The following is a 20,462-nucleotide window of genomic DNA, read 5'->3' on the forward strand; positions in this document are numbered from 1 at the left end:
GGAAAATCCTGTAGGTTGGAAGGTTCAGTCTGGTTTATCAGCAAATATCTGGCAAGTTCCGCACCAGCATAACGTTTTTTGCAGCGGGTGTGACGACGTTAGCCGGAATACGAATCTCAACAACAAAGCCGGAGCCTGGTGCATCGTTGCGGATGATGCCCTTGCGATCCTGGATATGTTCGAGCATAAACGAAATATTTCCTTGCGGGGTCATCAATTCCAGCTGGTCACCGACCTCGAAGCGATTACGCACGTCTATACGCAGCAGGCCGTCTGCGGTTGTCCCCATGCTTTCCCCTACAAACTGCTGGCGGGTACTGGTCGAGGTGCCGCGTTCATAGTTCTGGTATTCATCATGTACATGGCGGCGGAAGAACCCTTCGGTATATCCGCGGTTGGACATGTTTTCGAGGGTATCCATCAGGGCTGGGTTGAATGTTTTGCCGCTCACGGCGTCATCAATGGCCTGACGGTAGGTCTGGGCCGTACGGGCAACGTAATAGTGGGATTTGGTTCGGCCCTCGATCTTGAGCGAGTGCACTCCCAGCTCAACCAACTTTTCGATGTGCTGGATGGCGCGCAAATCCCGTGAGTTCATGATGTAGGTGCCGTGCTCATCTTCGAAGGCAGGCATGTATTCGTTGCTGCGGCCGGCTTCCTGTAGCAGGAAAATCTGATCGGTGGTGCTGCCACTACCGAGTGTTGGTGGTTCGGGTTGCTGCCCGGGGTTAAAAACTGGCCCGGCTGGATCAAATTCTTCCACACCTGCGGGAATAACGTCACCGGAGTCGGTTTCCCTGGCTTCGTGGGCGTCATATTTCCAGCGGCAGGCGTTGGTGCAGGTGCCCTGATTCGGGTCGCGATGGTTCATGTAACCGGATAGCAGGCAGCGGCCAGAGTAGGCAATACATAACGCACCATGGACAAACACCTCAATTTCCATTTCCGGGCAGCGCTGGCGAATTTCGGCAATCTCGGCTAACGACAGCTCGCGGGACAGGATAATGCGACTGACGCCTTGGCGCCGCCAGAACTCCACCGCGGCGTAGTTCACCACGTTGGCTTGTACCGACAAGTGGATGACGGTATCTGGCCAGCGATCCTTGACCAGCATGATCAGGCCCGGATCAGACATGATCAGTGCATCGGGTTGCATCGCGATGACGGGCTCAATGTCCCTCATGTAGCTATCAACCTTGCTGTTGTGAGGGGCAATATTGCTGGCGACGTAGAATTTTTTGCCCAGCTGGTGCGCCCGGCTGATACCTTGGTTCAGGTTATCCAGGGTGAAATCGTTATTACGAACACGCAAACTGTAACGAGGCTGGCCGGCGTAAACCGCATCGGCACCATAGGCAAAGGCGTAATCCATGTTTTTGAGTGTGCCAGCGGGAGAAAGCAGTTCGGGGATGATCATGATATTGGTTCTGAGTGCCGGGTTGGATAATGGGAATAAACGCGTCATTCTAGCGCCGTTTCAAATTGCCGCATTGATCCAGCCCGTATTCCTGTTATTCCGCCACACCGAACAGACTGACATCCATATCGGATAGCCAGACAAAAAAGTCTTTCGGCAAAGGGATATGCTTCACCTCATTGAATTGACTCTGGAATTCCTGCTGGATCGACGCAAAATAATGTTTCAGTTCCGATGTTTCAGCGCCCAGTTCCGTCATCTGCTGGTAGATATCGGCAACGTATTGATTCAGCAAGATGGTGTCGTCGCAGGCGTCGTCAAAGACGCACTCGCTGGAGGCGTACAGGGCGGCATTGCACAGGTCGACAATTTGCCATCCCAGGGTGTCGGATTCAGTCAGTCCGGAGCGCCATTCACTGAACTGGGCAAAAAACCGTTCCAGATTGGCTCGGGAAGTCAGTTCTCCCTTGAGGAAGGCGGTTTGTTTGCTGAGCAACTTGGTGAATGGAGTTATATCCAGTTGTTGATCGTCTTGCCACATCTGCAAATGGGGCAAATTGATACGTGCCAGCATCAGGCAATAGGCGCTACGGCCAGCGGCGTGTGCAGGTTTCATAGGAGATCCTGTAGTGGGTGTCAGCATTTGGGTGTCTGGCACCAGAAGATAACAAAGCGTTGATCCGCGCTGATGCGCTGTACCTGGCTAAACAGGCGTTTGAGCAAGGGCGGGTAATTCAAATGCCGGTTGGCAACGACCAGTAAATTGCCATCGGGCTGTAATTGGCGGGCGGCATCACGGAACATGTCGTTGGCGATGTTGTTCAGCTGCTTGTGGCCATCGTGGAAAGGGGGATTACAGACGACCCAGTCCAGAGGCTCGCGAATGGTATTGAGACTATGGCCGTGATAACACGACACCTCAAGCCCGGCGTTGGCAGCGTTATGTTGAGCGGATATAACGGCTGGCAGGTAATCATCCGTCTGGATCAGCTGCAGTTCTGGCTGACGCTGCTTGAGCCACAAACCCAGGACTCCATTGCCACAACCGAGGTCACAAAGGCGGCCGCTAAAGGTCGGCAGGGCAAGCCTTGTATCTTCCAGTGTGTGTAACAAAAAGGCGGTGCCGGGATCCAGGTTGCTGCGGGAAAACACGCCGGGCAACGCTTGAATGTTTAACTGCCCGACAGTATAGCCTTGCCATGTCCGTAATCCGGGATCACTGACCGGGAGACGGATTTGCAGTAGCCGGGCTTTACGTTGGATCGGCATCTGCCGATACTCGGCACTGTGTTGTTCCAGCCAGTTTAACCAGCGCACCGGGATATGTTTGGCCATGCCTGCCAGGTACAAGGGTGTTTTGTGATCCAGGTGTTGATGACACAGCTGCAGCCAGTAACGTAATTGTTCAAAATTTTTGGGTAGCCGGATAACGACTTGTTGTACCTGGCTGTTTTGCAGGTGTGAAGCCTCGTGAATCCAGTGCTCGTCTGCCAGCTCAAGACTGTTACGCTGGCGGTTGTCGCGGCTGGCTCGTTGGGCGCAGGCGCTGTCGAGCCAGCTGACCGGTTGAGTCAGGGCGCAGGATAAAGCACCGTAGCGATCATTAAATAGCAGGGTGGGAGCATCACGATCCAGATGATCGAGCAGGTATTCATCGGCGCTGTCCCAGGGACGGGCGATTTGTTCCGGAACGGCGGGAAAACACGCCAGTTGCAAGGATGTTGCTTGCCACCAGGCCATCAATAAATATCTTTGAAATCTTTGTCTTCCAGTTGGTCGAGCAAGGAGCGTTCCGGGGCGTCAGTTTTGGGTTGACTGGCGGCGAGTGGTGCTTCTTTGGCTTCAACCTTGCGCTCGGTTTTTTTCGGGGTGGCCGCTGCTTTGTCTGTTTGTTGTTCTTTGTTCTGCGCCGCTTTGACATCAGGGTTGTCGGCCAGAAACTTTTCAAATACCGACGGAACACGGTTTTTGACTCGTTTGCCGGTTTGACGGTCATTACCCGCTTCGCGTTTGAGCTTGGCAGTGTTGCCGGTTTTTACCTTGTGGATGCGTTTGAGAGATCGGTTTTTTTTCAGACGGGTCATGTTTGGCTACATCAACAAGAGTGGTGAACGATTAGCCAATAATAACAAAGAGCCGCAGTATTTACATCTGGTGCTGGCGCGTTATTGTGTCCGGCCAGTTGGCTTTAACACATGTTCATAAATAGGGAACTACCTTTTAAATGTATTGGCAATCCTTTGTTTTTACAGGAGAAATCATACTTCCTGTATTTCTTCTTGTGGTTCTCGGTATTTTCCTGCGGCAGCGGCGGGTGATCGACGATCATTTTGTGACGGTCAGCTCCCGGCTGGTATTTACCCTGACCTTGCCGGTATTGGTGTTTCTGGCCATTGCCAAAGTACGATTTGATTCCGGTGTTCATATTGAACTGATAGTGTTTGTGGCGCTGGCAATTTTGAGTAGCTGCCTGTTCAGTTTTGTATGGGCCAGGTTTGCGGGCATCGACGAAGATGACGTCAGTGCCTTTGTGCAAGGGGCATTTCGGGGTAACTTGGGTATTATCGGTATCTCGATGGTGGTTTATGCTTTTGGCGACCAGGGTACGCAGATTGGCGCTCTGGTGCTTGCGGTCGGTGTGCCAGCGTATAATCTGTTGTCCGTTGTGGTGTTGGCCCGGGGACAAGGTGTTAACTGGTCTGGGCAGTTGTTGATGATCGCCAGAAATCCGTTGATCATTGCCATTGTACTGGCTTTGCCTTTCAGTCTGTTTGGCTGGCAGCTGCCGAAACCGCTGCACAGTGCGGCCAGTAGTCTCGGCCAGATGACGTTGCCGCTGGCCTTGATCAGCGTTGGTGGTACGCTGGACTTCGGCGCGCTGAGAAAAGCCAACTCTACCACGCTGCAAATGGCCTTGCTAAAGCTGGTGATTTTGCCAATTTTGATTGTGTCCGCCGCGATTGCCATGGGTTTTCGTGGTGTCGAGCTTGGAGTGGTTGCCCTGATGATGGCGTGCCCAACAGCCGCAGCCGCTTTTGTGATGGCCAAGGCAATGGGGGCAAATCATGTGCTGACCGCCAATGCGGTTGCAGTTAGCACTTTGGGCTCTATGTTGACGATGGGCGGAATTTTCTATGTTTTACGGATAATGTCGCTGCTATAGTGACGCTCTTAGGCTGTTTTTGACAATTTTGGGATCGGTGGTGTAAATGCCAGAGGGGAAGCGCCAGTTAGTTTACTTGGCATCTAATCAGCAGGGACTTGAGCTGGAACGTTACGAGATTGAGCGCTTGCTTGCCCGAATGGATATGACCAATGTCAGTTTTTCCTGTCGGGAAGACGGTGAGGGTTACGATTGGGATCTGGCGCGTCGACAGATTGAACTGGCTGATTTTTTTATTCTTCTGGTTGGGGATGACTATGGCCCAATGGCACCAACCGGTATCAGTTATCTGCATAGAGAGTTTGTCCATGCCAGGACGGTAGGCAAACCGGTATTGGCATTCCTTAAAAAACTTCCGGTCGCCGGCTCACTGTCAGTCGAGCAGGGGCGATTGAAGGGTTTTTATCAGTTGGTGACTCAGCAGGTCAGTTATAAATTGTGGCATCTGCGGGATGAATTATTGTCGTTTGTTCGGGCGGCCATTGGCAGTCTTGAACTGAATGCCGATTCCGGTTGGGTTCGCTGGGCTGATGTAATGGGTGACCAGGTGTCCGATCCGGCAAGTTCCGACCTGGCGACGGCCAGTAATGCCTCCATTTCCGATCTGGCCAGCACGGCACTCTCGGTACGGGAGCGGCTGGAAATGAGTCGCAAGTCCATCAATCTGATGGTGTCGGCCAAGGTCTATCAGGGGGGCAATCTATCACGTGAAGAAATGGTGTTGCCTGCCCGTCTGGATCAGCTGTACCGGGCACTGCGCAGTTCTTTTGTCGGTAATATCAGCGAAGATCGGCTGCGTGCCTGTCTGGAAGCATTTATTGCCGAGACCGTTCGAAAACAGTTGTTGGGACGTCGACCCAATGCCCATGCAGTTGATGATATTCGGGTAAGCAAGTCCCAATTCCGCTCCATTATGGAAACCTGGGAACGGCTTGGTCAGGCAAGTCGCACGGAAAAGTCCGGTCGTTATTATTGGGTGGCCAGCGAAGAAACGCCGGTACGTACTGTCGGCGCTCCCTGAACGCCAGAACAGTCTGGCGCATTGGTTCTTTATCCCTGTCCCTTGTTGATTCCTGGCTAGCTGCGAGTGCTGGACGAATTATCCAGCAACGACTGACGCTGCTCCCACTCTTCTTTCATGCTGTCGCAAACAGTGCCGCACAAATCAAAAATGAAAGGTGCGCCGATACTGAAATACGCCATATTGCCTTCCTGGCGACGGCGGACCAAGCCATGGGTTCTCAGTGTCGACAAGTGCTTCGACACATTGGGCTGGGAGGCTCCTGTTGCGGTCACCAGTTGACCTACGGATTTTTCTCCCGGTTGCAGCTGATGCAGAATTCTCAGGCGCATGGGGTCGGATAATAAACGAAATCGCTGTGCGATCAGTTCCAGCATTTCTTCAGATAAAATTTCTTGCATAGTGATTCTCTCCTTCTTGTTGGAGAGTGTACGTCATGTTCCAGCATTCAAATATAGGCATAAAGATATGAATGATGGAATTTTTTCATTTCAGCTTATTCTTTTTTGTTATTAGGGTAAGAAAAACCAGCCCAAACTGGCAGATGGTCTGACAGATTTTGTGTCGTCCGGGTGTTAATGACCTCTGGATTGTGTGCGGATAACTGTTGGCTGTAGAACAGATAATCCAGCGTTCTGTCCGGGCCGGAGACATCCGGGTCATTCGGGTAGTGGGTAAACCATGTGGCGGCTTCGCTCTGGATGTTCTCTACGGAAGGAACGGATGGCCACTGGAGCAGTCGGCGTAACTCGGTATTTTCCTGGTACAGATAACGCTGGCTGGGTTGCAGCTGAGCCAGTTGTCCTGGCATCAGCAAGTTAAGATCACCACCCAGAATAAACGGCCGGTCCTGGCGGTCTTGCTTTTGCATCAGGCTGGCGGCGATATCCACCTGCTGCTCCATGGTATCGCTGCCTTGGGCAAAAGCGTCAAAGTGGGTGTTAAACAGTTGCCAATCAGGACCGCCCTCGGTGGGCAGTCGAGCTTCCAGAATGGCCCGCTTGAGGTAAAACTGTGCGGAGACGATATCCATCGGAGGTTGTGGCAGGCGGTGGCGCAGAGCATCACTGAGTTTATAACGCGACAATGTCACCAGTTTCATGCCAACACTGCCCATGATCTGGGGGTGTGGAATGTAATCCGCTTTCCAGTAATAGGTACTGGCAATACAGGGATAACGGTTTGCTGGTAACTGCTTTAGCAACTCGGCCAGTTGATCGCCATGGTCGGTGGCGGCTGCACCATCGTGAACTTCCTGCAAAAAAACAATATCCGGTGCAGTTTCTTTCAGTAAGGCAGCAATGCCGCTGATGGTGGTGGCTATGTCCTGGCTTGATGGTCGGGTATCTGGCCCCTGGTTGTCTGGCATATCGAAATAGAAAACATACTGTTTGCCCGCAAAAAACTGCACGTTGTAGCTCATGACCGATAAAGGTCCCTGGCGGGCATCGTACTCAGGGGTTGTGGTGGGGCAAGACAGTTCTGCGGTTTCTTGTGCGGCGGGATGGTAGGTGCTGCTGTACACCCAGGCAGCAAATCCCAGTGCCAGAAGGGCAGCAAATCCTGCCAGGCTATAGATTGTTTTTTTCATCGATCCGGACTCCGTGTCAGAATGCAGGCCAGCGGTGGGCATCCAGGGCTAACTCACTGTATACTGACGCCGCCATTTCAGGGGGTGTCATGTTAAAACATTTGTTTGTTGTTCTCTTGGTAATTTTCACCGCCGCCGGGTGTAGCCAGCCGGATTCAGTCGTCAAGGTCGCAGGGCCGACCATGGGCACGCAATATCACGTCAGCTGGATCGGCCAGAACGACAGCGCCGAACAGATCCAGCATCTGATCGATCAGCGCCTGGCGGATATCAATCGCATTATGTCTACCTATGATCCTGACTCGGAGTTGTCGCAATTAAACCGGCAAACCCTGGCGCTGGATAATGTCACCTTGTCTGAAGAGTTGGCCGATGTATTGGCACAAGCACTGATGATTTATAACCAGAGTGAAGGCCGGTTTGACGTTACCGTTGGCTCTTTGGTTAATGCTTGGGGTTTTGGGCCGGGCAAACACCGCGACCAGAAGTTGTCGGAAGAAGAGGTCAACGGCCTGCTTGCCGGTATCGGCTCTGACGCTATTCATCTTGATGACCGGACCCTGTCAACCGACAAACCGCTGTATATCGATTTGTCTGCCATTGCCAAGGGATGGGCAGTTGACCAGATTGGCTATTTGTTGGAGCAGCAGGGGGTGGTCTCTTATCTGGTGGAAATTGGCGGTGAGCTGAGAGCGCGTGGTAGCAAGCCGGATGGCAGTGGTTGGCGGGTTGCCATAGAACGGCCTGCACTGGATAGTATGACGCATCAGGTACAGCTGGTTCTGGAGCCCGGTGACTCGGCGTTGGCAACCTCCGGTGACTACCGCAATTATTTTGAAGAGCAGGGGGTGCGTTATTCTCATACTATTGACCCGCACACCGGCTATCCGATTACTCACCAGCTGGCGTCAGTGACCATTCTGAATCCCAGCTGCGCCCTGGCAGATGCCTGGGCAACGGCCTTGACCGTTGCTGGCCCTGAACAGGCTGTTTTACTGGCCAACCGTTATCAGTTGACGATGTATGCCATTGTACGTACTGGAGACGGCTTTACCGAGTTGGCTTCTGATGAATTTTTACGTCGTTTTCCTGGTCTGATGCAGGGAAACGAATAACGAGGATAATCTTATGACTATGATGATTGTGGCCTTTGCGGTCATGTTATTGATTGTGGCTGCCATGGCTGTTGGTGTGCTGATGGGACGCAAACCTATTTCCGGTTCATGCGGTGGTATGGCAGCGATCGGCATGGAATCTGCCTGCGATGTGTGCGGCGGTGACAAGAAAAAATGCGAGAAAGAAAGCAAGATTGCCGCCGCCAAATCAGTCGGCGCCGAGTTTTACGACGCGACCAAGCGCTAACAACCTTACCTGGCCATTTGCTCTAGAATATGGCCAAGATCGGAATTGAATACTCACTGGATATGGGAGCACTGTTAGATGGCAGATTACCGCTATGATGTAGTCATTATTGGCGCCGGCCCTGCGGGAGAAGGGGCAGCAATGAATGCTGCCAAACACGGCAAGAAAGTGGCCGTCATTGAAGACAAGAAGATGGTCGGCGGTAACTGTACTCATTGGGGGACCATTCCCTCCAAGGCATTACGTCACGCCGTCAAACAGATTATTCAGTTTAATACCAATAATATGTTCCGGGAGATTGGTGAGCCACGCTGGTTCTCATTTCCACAGGTATTAAAAAGTGCCGAAAAAGTCATTGGCAAGCAGGTCAAGTTGCGTACCGAGTTTTACGGTCGCAACCGTATTAACGTATACACAGGCAAAGCCCGTTTTGCAGATGCCAATACGGTAGATGTATATCAAGGTGATACCAGCAATACACGCCTGCACGCCGACCAGATTGTGGTAGCAACCGGTTCCAGCCCATGGCGTCCAAGCAGTATTGATTTTAATCACCCGCGCATTTATGACTCCGACACCATTCTGACACTGAGCCATACGCCGCGGACCATTATTATTTATGGTGCCGGTGTGATTGGTTGTGAATATGCTTCGATCTTTTCCGGGCTTGGCGTCAAGGTGGATCTGATTCACCCCGGCGACCGGTTATTGAATTTCCTTGATGATGAAATCTCCGACGCATTGAGCTATCACTTGCGTGACAAGGGGGCATTGATCCGGCACAACGAGCAGTTTGACTCCGTTGAGAGTAATGATCGTTTTGTCACCATGATCATGGCGTCTGGTAAAAAGGTCAAAGCTGATGCTTTCTTGTGGGCTGCGGGTCGAAGTGGCAACACCAAAAACCTGGGACTGGAGAATCTGGGACTGGAAGCCAATTCCCGTGGGCAAATTGAAGTCGACAAGGAATACCGCACTGCGGTACAGAACGTCTACGCCATTGGTGATGTGATTGGCTGGCCGGCGCTGGCCTCAGCAGCGTACGACCAGGGTCGTGCAGCGGCATCGGTTATTGCCTGCCCGTCTGACTTCCACTACGTGGATTCTGTGCCTACCGGTATCTACACCATTCCGGAGATCAGCTCGGTCGGTAAAACCGAGCGTCAGCTGACCGAGGAAAAAATCCCTTACGAAGTGGGGCAGGCGTTCTTCAAGAACATCGCCCGGGCGCAGATTACGGCCGAAGGGGTGGGTATGCTGAAATTGCTGTTCCATCGCCAAACGCTGGAAATCCTGGGTATTCACTGTTTTGGTGACCAGGCAGCGGAAATTGTTCATATCGGTCAGGCCATCATGAACCAGAAAGGTGAAGGCAATACCATGAACTATTTTATCAACACCACCTTTAACTACCCAACCATGGCAGAAGCCTATCGTGTTGCGGCATTAAATGGCTTGAATCGCCTGTAAATACAAGATGGCCTTGCTTGTAAATACACCGCCTCCTGGCGGTGTATTTGTCTCTGCTGCCTGATCATCAGGTCGGCGCACTCAGCGTTTTTCCATGAATACCCCGAACAGTCCCGGGTGTGTCTGATTGACGTGGTGAGCATGGACTTTGCTCATGGTGCCTTTGTGGCAGTACAGCAGGTAACGTTGCTGGCCACTGGTGTCGAGCTCTCGCAAGCGGCTTTCCAGTTCATAGAATGGAATATGTCTGACCGGGTTGTTGGCGAGTTCCAGAGGCGCGTCCGCCGCTTCGTCAGGATGGCGAATATCAATAATTTCATCACTCAGGGCGGGAGTTGTCAGCAAGGCAATATCCTCCAGGCCGCTGCCCGTTTCCTCTAACACCCGATCGATACGTTGATAGCTTGAACGCTGCAAGGCCCGCTCCAGTACCGTAAAGTCAAAGGCCTGTTCGGCTGCTTCCGTTTTGCTGCGCTCGCCATGGGTCAGTGGATTGACCGAGATGACGCCACAATATTCCGGCATATTGGCTGCAAAGGTTTCCGTTCCGATACGACGGGCAATGGTAATAATATCCTGCTTGTCCATCGCCGCCAGCGGCCTTAAAACCATATGTTCGGCAGCACGGTCAATAATGGCCAGATTGGAGATGGTTTGGCTGGATACCTGGGCGACGGCTTCTCCGGTAGCCAGGGCGTGCAGTTTCAGATTGTCTGCCACCTGTGAGGCGGCCCGCATCATCATACGCTTGAGCACTACCCCCATATGACCGTTATCGACCTTGGTCAGAATTTCAGCGACTACCTCTTCAAAAGGAATAGTGACAAATTTCACCCGGTGGCTTTCGCCATAACAAGACCAGAGGTAATGGGCCACTTGCTTGACGCCGATCTCGTGGGCGCTGCCACCAAGATTAAAAAAACAGAAGTGGGTTTTCAGGCCGCGCCGGGTGAGCAGATAGCTGGCGACGGTGGAGTCAAAGCCACCAGAGATCAATGACAGTACATCCCCCTGGCTACCGAGAGGAAAGCCCCCCAGGCCAGGGATACGGCGCTTGACGACCTGTACCTTGTCATTGCGCAGCTCGGCATGTACGACAACATCCGGGTTTTTCAGCGAAACACCAATGGCACCGGTTTCCTTCAGTAAACCGCCGCCCATATAAATCTCAGCGTCATGGGATGTGAAGTCGTGATTACCGGCCCGTTTGACGCGGACGCAAAAGGTTTTTCCTTCCAATACATCACGATTGGCTTCACGTACCAGCTGATAGGCCTGGTCCAGTGATTCGAACGGGTGTTCGTCAATTTCCAGCGCATAACCGATGCCGGGAGTGTGAGACAGGATCTGCACCATATGGCGGTGCGTCATGGCGATGTCTTCTGTGGCTGACAGATTGACCTCGATGACCAGGCTATCCCAGCGGTCCTGGACATCGGCCGAAATGTTTTGTTTGCGCGTCAGAGTGCGTAGGTTGGCGCGCAAAATTTTTGTCATTTGCTTGCGCACTGACTTGGATTTAATAGTAATCTCAGGGAAGAACTTGACGACAAACTTCATGGAAGACGATGACTGGCAGAAAAAGGGCAGGAAGTATAACTCAGCTCAATGTCTCATTCATCCGAACGCATGTAAGGTGTATCTAAACGTGTCAGAGTTAACGTTTGAATCGGTGCTAGAAGACAGTATTGATGAGATGCAATAGTCTGGTCACTGACGAGTTGTAAGATGGAATGCCGCTGACAACAGCAGCTGGAAAAACAGTAAACCGAAACGCAAAAGGAGTGGAAGGATGACAAAACGTATTGCATTGGTTACCGGTGGAACTGGCGGAATAGGAACTGCCATCTGTAAGCGACTGCATGATGATGGCTATCAGGTGGTCGCCGGATACTATTCGGGAGGGTCGCATGAGAAAGCCCAGGCCTGGCAAGAAAAGCTGAAAAGCGAGGGTTATGATATTGCCCTTGGTTTTGGCAACATTACCAGCTGGGAATCTTGCGAAGCCTGTATCAACAAGATTCGCGAAGAATTTGGCTCAGTTGATGTTCTGGTCAACAACGGCGGAATTACTCGTGATGCCACATTGAAAAAAATGACCCCGGAAATGTGGCATGACGTGATCAACACCAACCTGTCATCTGTTTTTTATATGACGCGTCTGGTGATCAACGAGATGCTGGAAAAGAAATGGGGCCGGATTATTAATATTTCTTCTGTTAATGCAGAGAAAGGCCAGTTCGGGCAAGCCAACTATTCAGCAGCAAAAGCCGGTATGCATGGTTTTACCAAAGCCGTTGCCCAGGAAGTGGCTTCCAAGGGCATTACCGTGAATACGGTATCTCCTGGTTATATTGCCACCAGCATGATCATGGATGTACCGGAAGAAATCCGTAACCAGATTCTGAAAGGTATTCCGGTTGGTCGTTTTGGTCAGCCAGAAGAAATCGCCAACGTTATCAGCTTCCTTGCCGGAGATGCGTCCGCGTTTGTAACGGGCAGTAATATCTCCGCCAACGGTGGTCAGCATATGTCCTGATGGGCAGTGCCCGGGTTAATACCCGGGCTTCAGTTTTTTGTTGCGGGCGCTGGCATGGCGCTCGCGCATTTGTGTATTAATATAACGGTCGGTAGTTGCCATGCTGGCGTGGCCTGCGTCTTCCTTGACGTGTTCTTTCGGTCGAGTGCGAACATCTTCCGATATGCCGGTATGCCTTAACCAGTGTACGGTGGCAACACGTAACTCCTGGGCTTCATCAGCCAATCCTTCCTGAGTCATTCGCTCCAGCGCCGTATCAAAACAGAATTGCACCAGATAACGAATTTGCCGAGTGCTGGTTACCGGACCCCGACCTTTCAGTTTGGGAATCAGGGCGGTTTGCTCACCAGGTAGCGGCAAACGCGTCAAACCGAGATGTTCCCGATAACGCACCAGCGCCGCCAGCATATCATCGGATACCGTCACCATACGGGCCTTGTTCCCTTTGCCGACCACCCGCAGCCACCAGTTACCATCCTGATCACATTGAAAATCACCCATCAGCGGGGTGGATCGTTCATCGGCGACCAGCTCGGAAATCCGCAGATACATGCCAAACAGGCACAACATGATAAACAGTGAGCGTTCATGCTCCCGGGGGTTGTCGTCTGCCAATTGGGTGACCGTTTCCCGAATATAATCCCACTGCAAGTTGGAGATACGGCGAATCGGTTCGGCATAGGCGTGACGCTGCAGGTATTTGCTTTTTTGCCGAATCAGAGCGACGGGGTTGGTCTGGAGGTAATCTTCCTGAATAAGATAATTAAAGTAGCTGGATAAAACCGCAAATACCGACTGCAGGCTTTTTTGCGATAGTGCAAAGACGTCGGGGCGCGCTCCCGCCAAAGATGACTTGTCTGGTTGAATCACAAACGGCCGCCATTTGCTGTTGGGAATTCGCCCTTCAGGCGTTTTGCTGAAACGTGCAACCTGGCTGGTGCCAATCCAGCAATCAGGCGGGGACTGGCAAAAACCGATGTAGTCTTCCAGGTCGGCGCGCCGCAGCTCGCCAAGAGCGCATTGACGCACAGTAAACGTCCATTGCAACAGACGTTCGATCTCACGGCGGTAGCTGTTAAAGGTAGCGGTTGAACCATTAAAGCTGACCAGGAATTCAAAAGAATGCACCAGATCGTCAAAGCTGCCTTCGATCTCTCTCAGGGATGGCTGGCGTAACAGGACTTGGCGGGCATCTGTTAATGGGCTGCTGAGGTAATTCAGATTGTCGATAAAAGCAATGGGAGGGGCCGTGGACATGGAAAATGAACACCTTTGGGATTATCGGAAATACAGGGAGTATTTATAGCAGCCCTTGACGGCGCAGGGTAGTCAGCATGCCGCTGTACCGGGCAGCAGCCTTTACAATAAACGGACTGATTATACGATGACCAAAAACCCAGATTTTCCAACTATTTATTGATATAGGTTGGTGTCGCTATTGGGTGGTTGGATAGAGTAAGACCGAATTTTATGTAGCAAGGAGGCAGGCATGCAGCATTCCGAAGACAACCCCCCTACGAGTCGATGGCACAACACCACAACAGAGGCAGCGCTTGAGGCGTTCAAAACCTCTGCCAGCGGTTTAAACCCGACAGATGCCACTACGCGTTTGGCGGCTCATGGCCCTAACCGCTTGCCGCAAGCACCACGGCGTCATGTGTTGCTGCGTTTTCTGCAGCATTTCCACAATGTTCTGATTTATGTACTGATTGCTTCTGCAGTAATTACTGCGCTGCTGGGCCACTGGGTCGACACTGGCGTTATTCTGGCCGTGGTCGTGGTTAATGCCATTATTGAATTTATTCAGGAAGGCAAGGCCGAGCAGGCCATGGATGCCATTCGGCATATGCTGGCCCCTCGTGCCAATGTGATTCGTAATGGTGAGCGAATTACGGTTGACGGTGAGCAGTTGGTACCGGGCGATATTGTGTTGCTGGAAGCCGGCGATAAAGTACCTGCGGATTTGCGCCTGTTGACCGCCCATGGTGCCTCGATACAGGAAGCCATTTTAACCGGTGAATCGGTACCGGTGGAAAAAGACACCCAGGCGGTGGCTGAAGAGGCATCATTGGGCGACCGGGCTTGCATGGCGTTTTCCGGCACCCTGGTCGCCAGTGGCCAATGCAGAGGGGTAGTGGTTGCCACTGGCCCGGACACCGAAATAGGCCGCATCAGTCGGTTGTTGTCCGGGGTTCAGACTCTGACCACACCACTGGTTGCCCAGATGGATGTCTTTGCCAAATGGCTGACTATTTTTATTCTGGTGGTGGCTACTGTCTTGCTTGTATTTGGCCATTTTGTGGCGCATTACAATTTTACCGATATGTTTATGGCTGTAGTGGGGCTGTCGGTGGCGGCGATTCCGGCAGGGCTGCCCGCAGTGTTGACCATTACCCTGGCGATTGGGGTTCAAGCCATGGCCCGGCGTAATGCGATTGTGCGGCGCTTGCCCGCCATCGAAACACTGGGATCTGTTTCAGTTATCTGTACCGACAAGACCGGCACGCTGACGCGTAATGAGATGATGGTGGCCTCGGTACTGACGCATCAGCACCTGTTTTCTCTTGATGGCAACGGTTATGAGCCAAGTGGCGTGCTCAAGTCGGGGGCTGATGAGGTGCATCCTGCCAGGCACACCATGCTTGAAGAGCTCGCCCGGGCCTCTGTGCTTTGTAACGATGCTGCCCTGCGTGAGCATGATGCCGCCTGGATTGTGGAAGGCGACCCGATGGAAGGGGCCTTGCTGGCGTTTGCTGGCAAGATGCAACTGAACCCTCCCCAGGAGCAGGCGCTCTGGACGCGTACCGATGCTATCCCTTTTGATGCCCGCCACCGCTTTATGGCGACGCTGAATCACGATCATGAGCATCAGGCGTTTATTTTTGTTAAAGGTGCGCCCGAACAAATCTTGTCGATGTGTACCAATCAACGCTGTACCGAAGGTGCAACAGAACCTCTGGACCTGGGCTACTGGAATGCACAAGCCGAATCCATTGCCGCCCTTGGCCAGCGGGTGCTGGCTTTGGCGGTCAGGCCGGTTACCGCGGAGCATACCGTGCTGGAATATGATGATGTAGCGGACTCCCTGACCTTGTTGGGTATGGTCGGGATGATGGATCCGCCTCGCGCGGAAGCAATAACCGCCATTGCGGAATGCCACAGCGCGGGGATTCGGGTGAAAATGATTACCGGGGATCACACCAAAACCGCCGCCGCCATCGCCAAACAGATCGGTTTGCACAATGCAGACAAGGTACTGACAGGGGCAGATCTGGATGATTTGAATGATGCCGCTCTGAGTCAGGAGGTGCTGGACTGCGATATTTTTGCCCGAACAAGCCCGGAACATAAATTACGCTTGGTAATGGCATTACAAACCATCGGTATGCGCGTGGCCATGACGGGTGACGGAGTAAACGATGCGCCTGCACTGAAACGTGCAGACGCCGGTATCGCGATGGGGCAAAAAGGTAGCGAAGCGGCCAAGGAAGCTGCGGAGCTGGTGTTGGCGGACGATAACTTTGCCTCCATTGTCTCGGCCGTGCGCGAAGGGCGTACGGTTTATGATAACTTCAAAAAAGTCATCAGCTGGACCTTGCCCACCAACGCCGGGGAGGCGATGACCATTGTGGTGGCCTTGCTCTGGGGAATGACACTGCCGGTTACCCCCATTCAATTATTATGGGTTAACTTGATTACCGCGATTACGCTTGGTATTGCCTTGGCCTTTGAGCCAACAGAAGACAATACCATGCGCCGACCGCCACGTGCTCGCAATGAGCCGTTGCTGGGTGGCGAGCTGGTCTGGCATGTCTTGCTGGTTTCCTTTCTGTTTCTATGCGGTGTTTTTGGTATCCATCACTATGCCATCGGGCAGGGTCATTCGGTCGAACTCGCCCGGACCATTTCCCTGAATACCCTGGTGGTGATGGAAATCTTCCATTTGTTCTTTATTCGCAACATCTACAGCACGTCGTTGACCTGGAAGGCCGTTCGAGGAACCAGGGTGGTCTGGGCTGTGGTGCTGGTTATTATGGTGGCGCAACTCAGTATGACGTACTGGTCACCACTGCAAGCTATCTTTGAAACCGAAGCGATTCCGCTGCTGGAATGTGTGCTGATCTTTGGAGTCGGCGTGGCGCTGTTTACTATTATTGAAGTTGAAAAGCAGATTCGACTTGCGCTTCGGCGTATGAGAACGGCCGCTGAGTCCTGACGGCTGTGAATCACCCGGCAGCGGCATCAGCGTATTGTCGTCGAGCCGGGGCGATTGCTGATTGCTGATAGGCGGGGAAGGCAGGCAGGGAAGATTACCGTTACTGACGGTTAGTGGTTGGCATATGCAGCACCGTATATGCCAACCGTTTGAAGCCCGGATGGATTAACCGGGATGTGTCTGGTCAAGCCCTTCGAGTAACAATTCAGAGGCGCGGTCGGCGGCATCCTGGAAAGGCTCCAGAACAAGATCAACACCCAGCATATTCAGCTCTTCTGTTTCTGCCTTGCTTTGCGATACCGTAGCCAGCTTGCCTGCAAACCCTGCGGCGCGGGTTAATTGAATAATGGTTTTACGGGTATCTTCGGAGGAAACCCCGACATGGTGGTGCGGAATCGTTGATACCACCCAGTGGGCTTGCCCGAGCGGCAGCTCGGTTATAAATTCTGCATCGGTCACATCGCCGTATTCGGTATCCAGCCCTAAATGATTCCAGCGCTTGATGGCTGTCGGGTTGAAGTCTAGCCCAAGCACCTTGATTCCCTGATTCTGCAGTCGTACTGCAATGGCTGTTCCCAACCGGCCCAAGCCAAAAATAATCACCGCATGCTTGGCATTGGTGTGTTGCTCTATCAGCTGCTCACGGGGAGCACCGGCGCGCTCAAACAGCCCGATCACTGGCTCGAACAGTGCGTAAAGCTGGTGAGAATAGGTGATCATATAGGTTGAGGTTGCAATGGTGACGATCCCCACAAGTGTGACCAGCCCGAGGATATCCGCTTGCACATGTCCCAGGCTGATTCCCATGGTAATAAAAATAAGAGAAAACTCACTGATCTGAGCAACGGTCAGGCCAGCCAGAAACCCGGTTCTTTTGCGATAGCCCATGGCTCCCATGATCACCAGAACAATCAGCGGATTACCAATCAAGACGAACAGCGAGAATATAATAGCGCCGGTAATATGAGAGCCGAGCAGTGACAGGTCCAGAGTGGAGCCCAGAGCAATAAAGAAAAACAGCAGTAAGAAATCACGTAATGGCGCAAGCCGCGCGGCAATGCTTTCCCTATACGGTGTTGAGGCCAGAGCGACCCCGGCCAATAGGCCGCCCACCTCCATGCCCAGCCCGATCAGATCGCCAATCGCTGCGAATAACGCTGCTTGAGCAATGGCATAGATCACCAGCAATTCGGGAGCCTGGGCCAGTTTCTCAGTCAAGGGGTTAGCGATATAGCGAACAAATATCACCACCAGTAACACCAGTCCGGTGCCTGAAATAGCGACATTCCAGATGGACGTTGTGCTGGCACCATCATGATTGGCGCCGATGCCAATGGTCGCCAGTACAATCATGGCGAGGACCACGACCAGATCCTGAACAATCAGGAAGCCCAGTGCAATTTTGCCGTGTAGCGAGTCGATTTCCCGTTTATCTGACAGCAATTTCACAATAATGATTGTGGACGAGAAGGTCAGGGCAACGGCGACATAGAGGCTGGTGATTTGATCCAGCCCGATGGCCAAACCAATGATATACCCAATGATCGAGGTAAAGGCGACCTGGCCCAGCCCTGTCATAACCGACACACCACCAATGGAGCGGATCAGTTTTACATCCAGCTTGATGCCAACGAGAAACAACAGGATCGCGATGCCAAGCTCGGACAACAGGGTGATATGAGCGGTGGAGTGAACAATATCCAGTACGGATGGCCCAGCTACCAGACCAACGGCAATAAAACTGACAATCAGCGGTTGCCTCATTAACAGGCCAACGAACCCCATCAGCGCAGCCAGTACAAGCAGCGCTGCAATCTCTGTAAAAGATGATCGAGCGATGATCGCAAAAACATCCATATTTCTGACTCCTGTGTCTTGTTTGTTGTCTGCGCCTGCTTTGGCGCTGTGTGAATGTTTTTCTGGCGGCTACTTCTGCGGTATTCCCAACTTCAAACCAACCGATACAATATGGTCGCCCTCGATTTCCTTGACGATCAGTTTGACGCGCCCCAGTACCACATGGTCTCCAACAACGGGTTTACCATGAAACTGATGGACAATATATTGCTCGACGGTCAGGGCAGCATCAAGAGGATCAACCTCAAAGCCGTAAGCCATGGCAACATCGGACAACCGGGCCTCGGAATGCAAGACAAACTCACCAAAGAAACGAGCCGATTCAAGCAGTGAAGACTGTGCAGCCGGGGCAAAAACGCGGCCGAGTTCTGATTTGGCGCTGCTGGTCGCCAGGATCATTACCTGATCATCACATAGCAGCTTTTGCTGGTCGGTATCCTTTATCAGTATGCCCTGACGAATCACGCCTGCGACCTGGCTGCCTTCTGTTGCTGGCAAGCGTCGAACGTTCAGGCCGACGGCACGACTGCCAGCCAGCACCGGATAAATCAGCAATTCCTTGTCCTGTTCGTGCTTGATGGTCAGGTGTAAATGCTCCGGATCTTTTGCAGTTGGAGGCAGTTCTATCTGTAGCCATCTGGCCATCGGCGCAATGGTCCATCCCTGCAGAACCAAAGAAATCAACACAACAAAAAAGACCAGTTCAAAGTAGGTCTGGGTGTGTTCCAGGCCTGCGAGTGAGGGGAACAGTGCCAGAATAATCGGTACCGCGCCGCGCAAGCCGCACCAGCCAATAAAAACCTGTTCCCGCCATGGAAAATGAAAGGGCAGTAATGACGCCGCGACGGCCAGCGGCCTTGCAATAAAGATCAGGACAAAGGCAATGGCCACGGCCGGGAAAATAATCGGTACCAGGTTGCTGGGCGTGATCAGCAACCCGAGCATTAAAAACATGCCGATCTGACTGAGCCAGGCAATACCATCGTGAAAGCGATGAATGTCATTGCTGTAGGGAAGAGGGGTATTGCCAATCATGGCTCCGGCGATAAAGATAGCCAGAAAACCGCTGCCTCCCCAGTGGGTTGTAAGGCCGAACAGACTAATGCCGCCCGCCAGTGCCAGCAGGGGATACAAGGACGAAGAGAGCGGCAAGCGCCGCAGCATTTGTACCAGTAAATAACCGCCAGCAAAACCGATGGCCAGCCCCAGCCCCATCTGGCGGAATAACTCACTGAGAATGGTCCAGATCTGATTGCCACTGCCGCTGAGTTGTATGAGGTGTACCAGAGTGATGGTCAGGAAGATGGCCATCGGGTCATTTGACCCGGACTCTATTTCAAGCGTGGCGCCGGTACGTTCCTTGAGCTCCAGACCAGCACCGCGCAGCAAGCCAAATACGGCCGCAGCATCGGTAGAGCCCACGATGGCTCCAATCAGCAAACCTTCTTGCCATGGCAGGCCAAGAATCATATGAGCGGCAAAGCCCGTTATGGATGCGGTCGCGATAACGCCAATGGTGGCGAGTGACAGTGCGGGTTTAAGGCTGACACGGAAGGTGTCCTTGCGGGTGCCAAGGCCGCCATCAAAAATAATAATTGCCAGGGCGACGTTACCAAACAGAAAGGCCAGGCTGAAGTCATCAAACTTGATGCCTCCGGGGCCATCTTCGCCGGCCAGCATGCCCAGACCAAGAAACACCAATAACACCGGAGCACCAATACGTCGGGTAAACACACTGGCGACAACGCACAGCAGGGCAAGGGCAGCTGCCCCGAATATGTATTGGTAAATCACTTCTATGGTCATATATTTCCCTGAGCTGATAT

Annotated in this window: 17 protein-coding genes; 7 read left to right on the forward strand and 10 right to left on the reverse strand. The window is 52.6% G+C overall.

Features of this window, described 5'->3' with window-relative positions; all coding sequences use genetic code 11:
- Positions 1-37: 37 nt before the first annotated feature.
- From yegQ to Q8W22_RS05815, 4 genes are all read right to left on the reverse strand, one after another.
- Positions 38-1,417 carry a tRNA 5-hydroxyuridine modification protein YegQ gene (yegQ, locus tag Q8W22_RS05800; protein ID WP_305451856.1) on the reverse strand — a complete coding sequence of 460 codons (1,380 nt, stop codon included), beginning with the start codon at positions 1,415-1,417 and terminating at the stop codon, positions 38-40.
- A gap of 94 nt (positions 1,418-1,511) precedes the next feature.
- Complete coding sequence (locus Q8W22_RS05805) at positions 1,512-2,033, reverse strand: hypothetical protein (protein WP_303431581.1); 522 nt, start codon at positions 2,031-2,033, stop codon at positions 1,512-1,514.
- Between the two features lie 20 nt (positions 2,034-2,053).
- Positions 2,054-3,157, reverse strand: coding sequence for a methyltransferase (locus Q8W22_RS05810; RefSeq protein WP_305451795.1), 1,104 nt, complete (start codon positions 3,155-3,157; stop codon positions 2,054-2,056).
- Complete coding sequence (locus Q8W22_RS05815; RefSeq protein ID WP_305451796.1) at positions 3,157-3,501, reverse strand: hypothetical protein; 345 nt, start codon at positions 3,499-3,501, stop codon at positions 3,157-3,159. Before Q8W22_RS05815 ends, Q8W22_RS05810 begins: the two co-directional genes overlap by 1 nt.
- A gap of 140 nt (positions 3,502-3,641) precedes the next feature.
- On the opposite strand from Q8W22_RS05815, the gene Q8W22_RS05820 reads away from it, so the two are divergent.
- Both Q8W22_RS05820 and Q8W22_RS05825 read left to right on the forward strand, forming a co-directional pair.
- On the forward strand, positions 3,642-4,580 hold the full coding sequence (locus tag Q8W22_RS05820; protein WP_303431584.1) for an AEC family transporter: 939 nt from the start codon (positions 3,642-3,644) through the stop codon (positions 4,578-4,580).
- 76 nt (positions 4,581-4,656) lie between these two features.
- Positions 4,657-5,601, forward strand: coding sequence for a DUF4062 domain-containing protein (locus tag Q8W22_RS05825; RefSeq protein WP_305413305.1), 945 nt, complete (start codon positions 4,657-4,659; stop codon positions 5,599-5,601).
- Between the two features lie 56 nt (positions 5,602-5,657).
- On the opposite strand, the gene Q8W22_RS05830 is transcribed toward Q8W22_RS05825, so the two are convergent.
- Both Q8W22_RS05830 and Q8W22_RS05835 read right to left on the reverse strand, forming a co-directional pair.
- A complete protein-coding gene (locus Q8W22_RS05830; RefSeq protein ID WP_303431586.1) occupies positions 5,658-6,002 on the reverse strand; it encodes a metalloregulator ArsR/SmtB family transcription factor in 345 nt (114 codons plus the stop codon).
- 95 nt (positions 6,003-6,097) lie between these two features.
- Positions 6,098-7,192, reverse strand: coding sequence for an endonuclease/exonuclease/phosphatase family protein (locus tag Q8W22_RS05835; RefSeq protein ID WP_305451797.1), 1,095 nt, complete (start codon positions 7,190-7,192; stop codon positions 6,098-6,100).
- Between the two features lie 89 nt (positions 7,193-7,281).
- Between Q8W22_RS05835 and Q8W22_RS05840 the strand changes: the two genes are divergently transcribed.
- From Q8W22_RS05840 to sthA, 3 genes are all read left to right on the forward strand, one after another.
- Positions 7,282-8,307, forward strand: a complete 1,026-nt coding sequence (locus tag Q8W22_RS05840; protein WP_305451798.1) for an FAD:protein FMN transferase — start codon at positions 7,282-7,284, stop codon at positions 8,305-8,307.
- Positions 8,308-8,320: 13 nt separating this feature from the next.
- Positions 8,321-8,554 (forward strand): (Na+)-NQR maturation NqrM, encoded by a 234-nt coding sequence (gene nqrM / locus Q8W22_RS05845; protein ID WP_305451799.1) that lies wholly within the window; start codon positions 8,321-8,323, stop codon positions 8,552-8,554.
- 78 nt (positions 8,555-8,632) lie between these two features.
- On the forward strand, positions 8,633-10,024 hold the full coding sequence (gene sthA, locus Q8W22_RS05850) for a Si-specific NAD(P)(+) transhydrogenase (protein WP_303431590.1): 1,392 nt from the start codon (positions 8,633-8,635) through the stop codon (positions 10,022-10,024).
- Positions 10,025-10,105: 81 nt separating this feature from the next.
- Here the strand turns inward: sthA and thiI are convergent, their stop codons facing one another.
- Positions 10,106-11,584: a tRNA uracil 4-sulfurtransferase ThiI gene (thiI, locus tag Q8W22_RS05855; RefSeq protein ID WP_305451800.1), complete on the reverse strand. Its 1,479-nt coding sequence runs from the start codon at positions 11,582-11,584 to the stop codon at positions 10,106-10,108.
- 232 nt (positions 11,585-11,816) lie between these two features.
- Here thiI and phbB point away from each other — a divergent pair, with 232 nt between their 5' ends.
- A complete protein-coding gene (gene phbB, locus Q8W22_RS05860; protein ID WP_303431592.1) occupies positions 11,817-12,563 on the forward strand; it encodes an acetoacetyl-CoA reductase in 747 nt (248 codons plus the stop codon).
- A gap of 15 nt (positions 12,564-12,578) precedes the next feature.
- Here phbB and Q8W22_RS05865 read toward each other — a convergent pair whose 3' ends face one another.
- Positions 12,579-13,820 carry a site-specific integrase gene (locus Q8W22_RS05865; RefSeq protein WP_305451801.1) on the reverse strand — a complete coding sequence of 414 codons (1,242 nt, stop codon included), beginning with the start codon at positions 13,818-13,820 and terminating at the stop codon, positions 12,579-12,581.
- 232 nt (positions 13,821-14,052) lie between these two features.
- On the opposite strand from Q8W22_RS05865, the gene Q8W22_RS05870 reads away from it, so the two are divergent.
- Positions 14,053-16,779, forward strand: coding sequence for a cation-transporting P-type ATPase (locus tag Q8W22_RS05870; RefSeq protein ID WP_305451802.1), 2,727 nt, complete (start codon positions 14,053-14,055; stop codon positions 16,777-16,779).
- A gap of 165 nt (positions 16,780-16,944) precedes the next feature.
- On the opposite strand, the gene Q8W22_RS05875 is transcribed toward Q8W22_RS05870, so the two are convergent.
- Both Q8W22_RS05875 and Q8W22_RS05880 read right to left on the reverse strand, forming a co-directional pair.
- Positions 16,945-18,636: a cation:proton antiporter gene (locus Q8W22_RS05875; RefSeq protein ID WP_305451803.1), complete on the reverse strand. Its 1,692-nt coding sequence runs from the start codon at positions 18,634-18,636 to the stop codon at positions 16,945-16,947.
- A 69-nt stretch (positions 18,637-18,705) separates the two neighbouring features.
- The gene (locus tag Q8W22_RS05880) at positions 18,706-20,442 is read right to left on the reverse strand and encodes a potassium/proton antiporter (protein ID WP_303431597.1); all 1,737 of its coding nucleotides are present in this window, start codon (positions 20,440-20,442) and stop codon (positions 18,706-18,708) included.
- Between the last annotated feature and the right edge of the window lie 20 nt (positions 20,443-20,462).

It is taken from the genome of Oceanobacter sp. 1_MG-2023 (assembly GCF_030689025.1).
In the GTDB taxonomy this organism is placed as follows: domain Bacteria; phylum Pseudomonadota; class Gammaproteobacteria; order Pseudomonadales; family Oceanobacteraceae; genus Oceanobacter.

What these genes read in the sequence shown, in the direction of transcription:
- Q8W22_RS05830 (WP_303431586.1), bottom strand. Translation starts at nt 6,002, where the DNA reads ATGCAAGAAATTTTATCTGAAGAAATGCTGGAACTGATCGCACAGCGA.
- Q8W22_RS05810 (WP_305451795.1), bottom strand. Translation starts at nt 3,157, where the DNA reads ATGGCCTGGTGGCAAGCAACATCCTTGCAACTGGCGTGTTTTCCCGCC.
- Q8W22_RS05875 (WP_305451803.1), bottom strand. Translation starts at nt 18,636, where the DNA reads ATGGATGTTTTTGCGATCATCGCTCGATCATCTTTTACAGAGATTGCA.
- Q8W22_RS05835 (WP_305451797.1), bottom strand. Translation starts at nt 7,192, where the DNA reads ATGAAAAAAACAATCTATAGCCTGGCAGGATTTGCTGCCCTTCTGGCA.
- thiI (WP_305451800.1), bottom strand. Translation starts at nt 11,584, where the DNA reads ATGAAGTTTGTCGTCAAGTTCTTCCCTGAGATTACTATTAAATCCAAG.
- Q8W22_RS05805 (WP_303431581.1), bottom strand. Translation starts at nt 2,033, where the DNA reads ATGAAACCTGCACACGCCGCTGGCCGTAGCGCCTATTGCCTGATGCTG.
- Q8W22_RS05820 (WP_303431584.1), top strand. Translation starts at nt 3,642, where the DNA reads ATGTATTGGCAATCCTTTGTTTTTACAGGAGAAATCATACTTCCTGTA.
- Q8W22_RS05865 (WP_305451801.1), bottom strand. Translation starts at nt 13,820, where the DNA reads ATGTCCACGGCCCCTCCCATTGCTTTTATCGACAATCTGAATTACCTC.
- Q8W22_RS05880 (WP_303431597.1), bottom strand. Translation starts at nt 20,442, where the DNA reads ATGACCATAGAAGTGATTTACCAATACATATTCGGGGCAGCTGCCCTT.
- Q8W22_RS05815 (WP_305451796.1), bottom strand. Translation starts at nt 3,501, where the DNA reads ATGACCCGTCTGAAAAAAAACCGATCTCTCAAACGCATCCACAAGGTA.
- Q8W22_RS05870 (WP_305451802.1), top strand. Translation starts at nt 14,053, where the DNA reads ATGCAGCATTCCGAAGACAACCCCCCTACGAGTCGATGGCACAACACC.
- nqrM (WP_305451799.1), top strand. Translation starts at nt 8,321, where the DNA reads ATGACTATGATGATTGTGGCCTTTGCGGTCATGTTATTGATTGTGGCT.
- yegQ (WP_305451856.1), bottom strand. Translation starts at nt 1,417, where the DNA reads ATGATCATCCCCGAACTGCTTTCTCCCGCTGGCACACTCAAAAACATG.
- phbB (WP_303431592.1), top strand. Translation starts at nt 11,817, where the DNA reads ATGACAAAACGTATTGCATTGGTTACCGGTGGAACTGGCGGAATAGGA.
- sthA (WP_303431590.1), top strand. Translation starts at nt 8,633, where the DNA reads ATGGCAGATTACCGCTATGATGTAGTCATTATTGGCGCCGGCCCTGCG.
- Q8W22_RS05840 (WP_305451798.1), top strand. Translation starts at nt 7,282, where the DNA reads ATGTTAAAACATTTGTTTGTTGTTCTCTTGGTAATTTTCACCGCCGCC.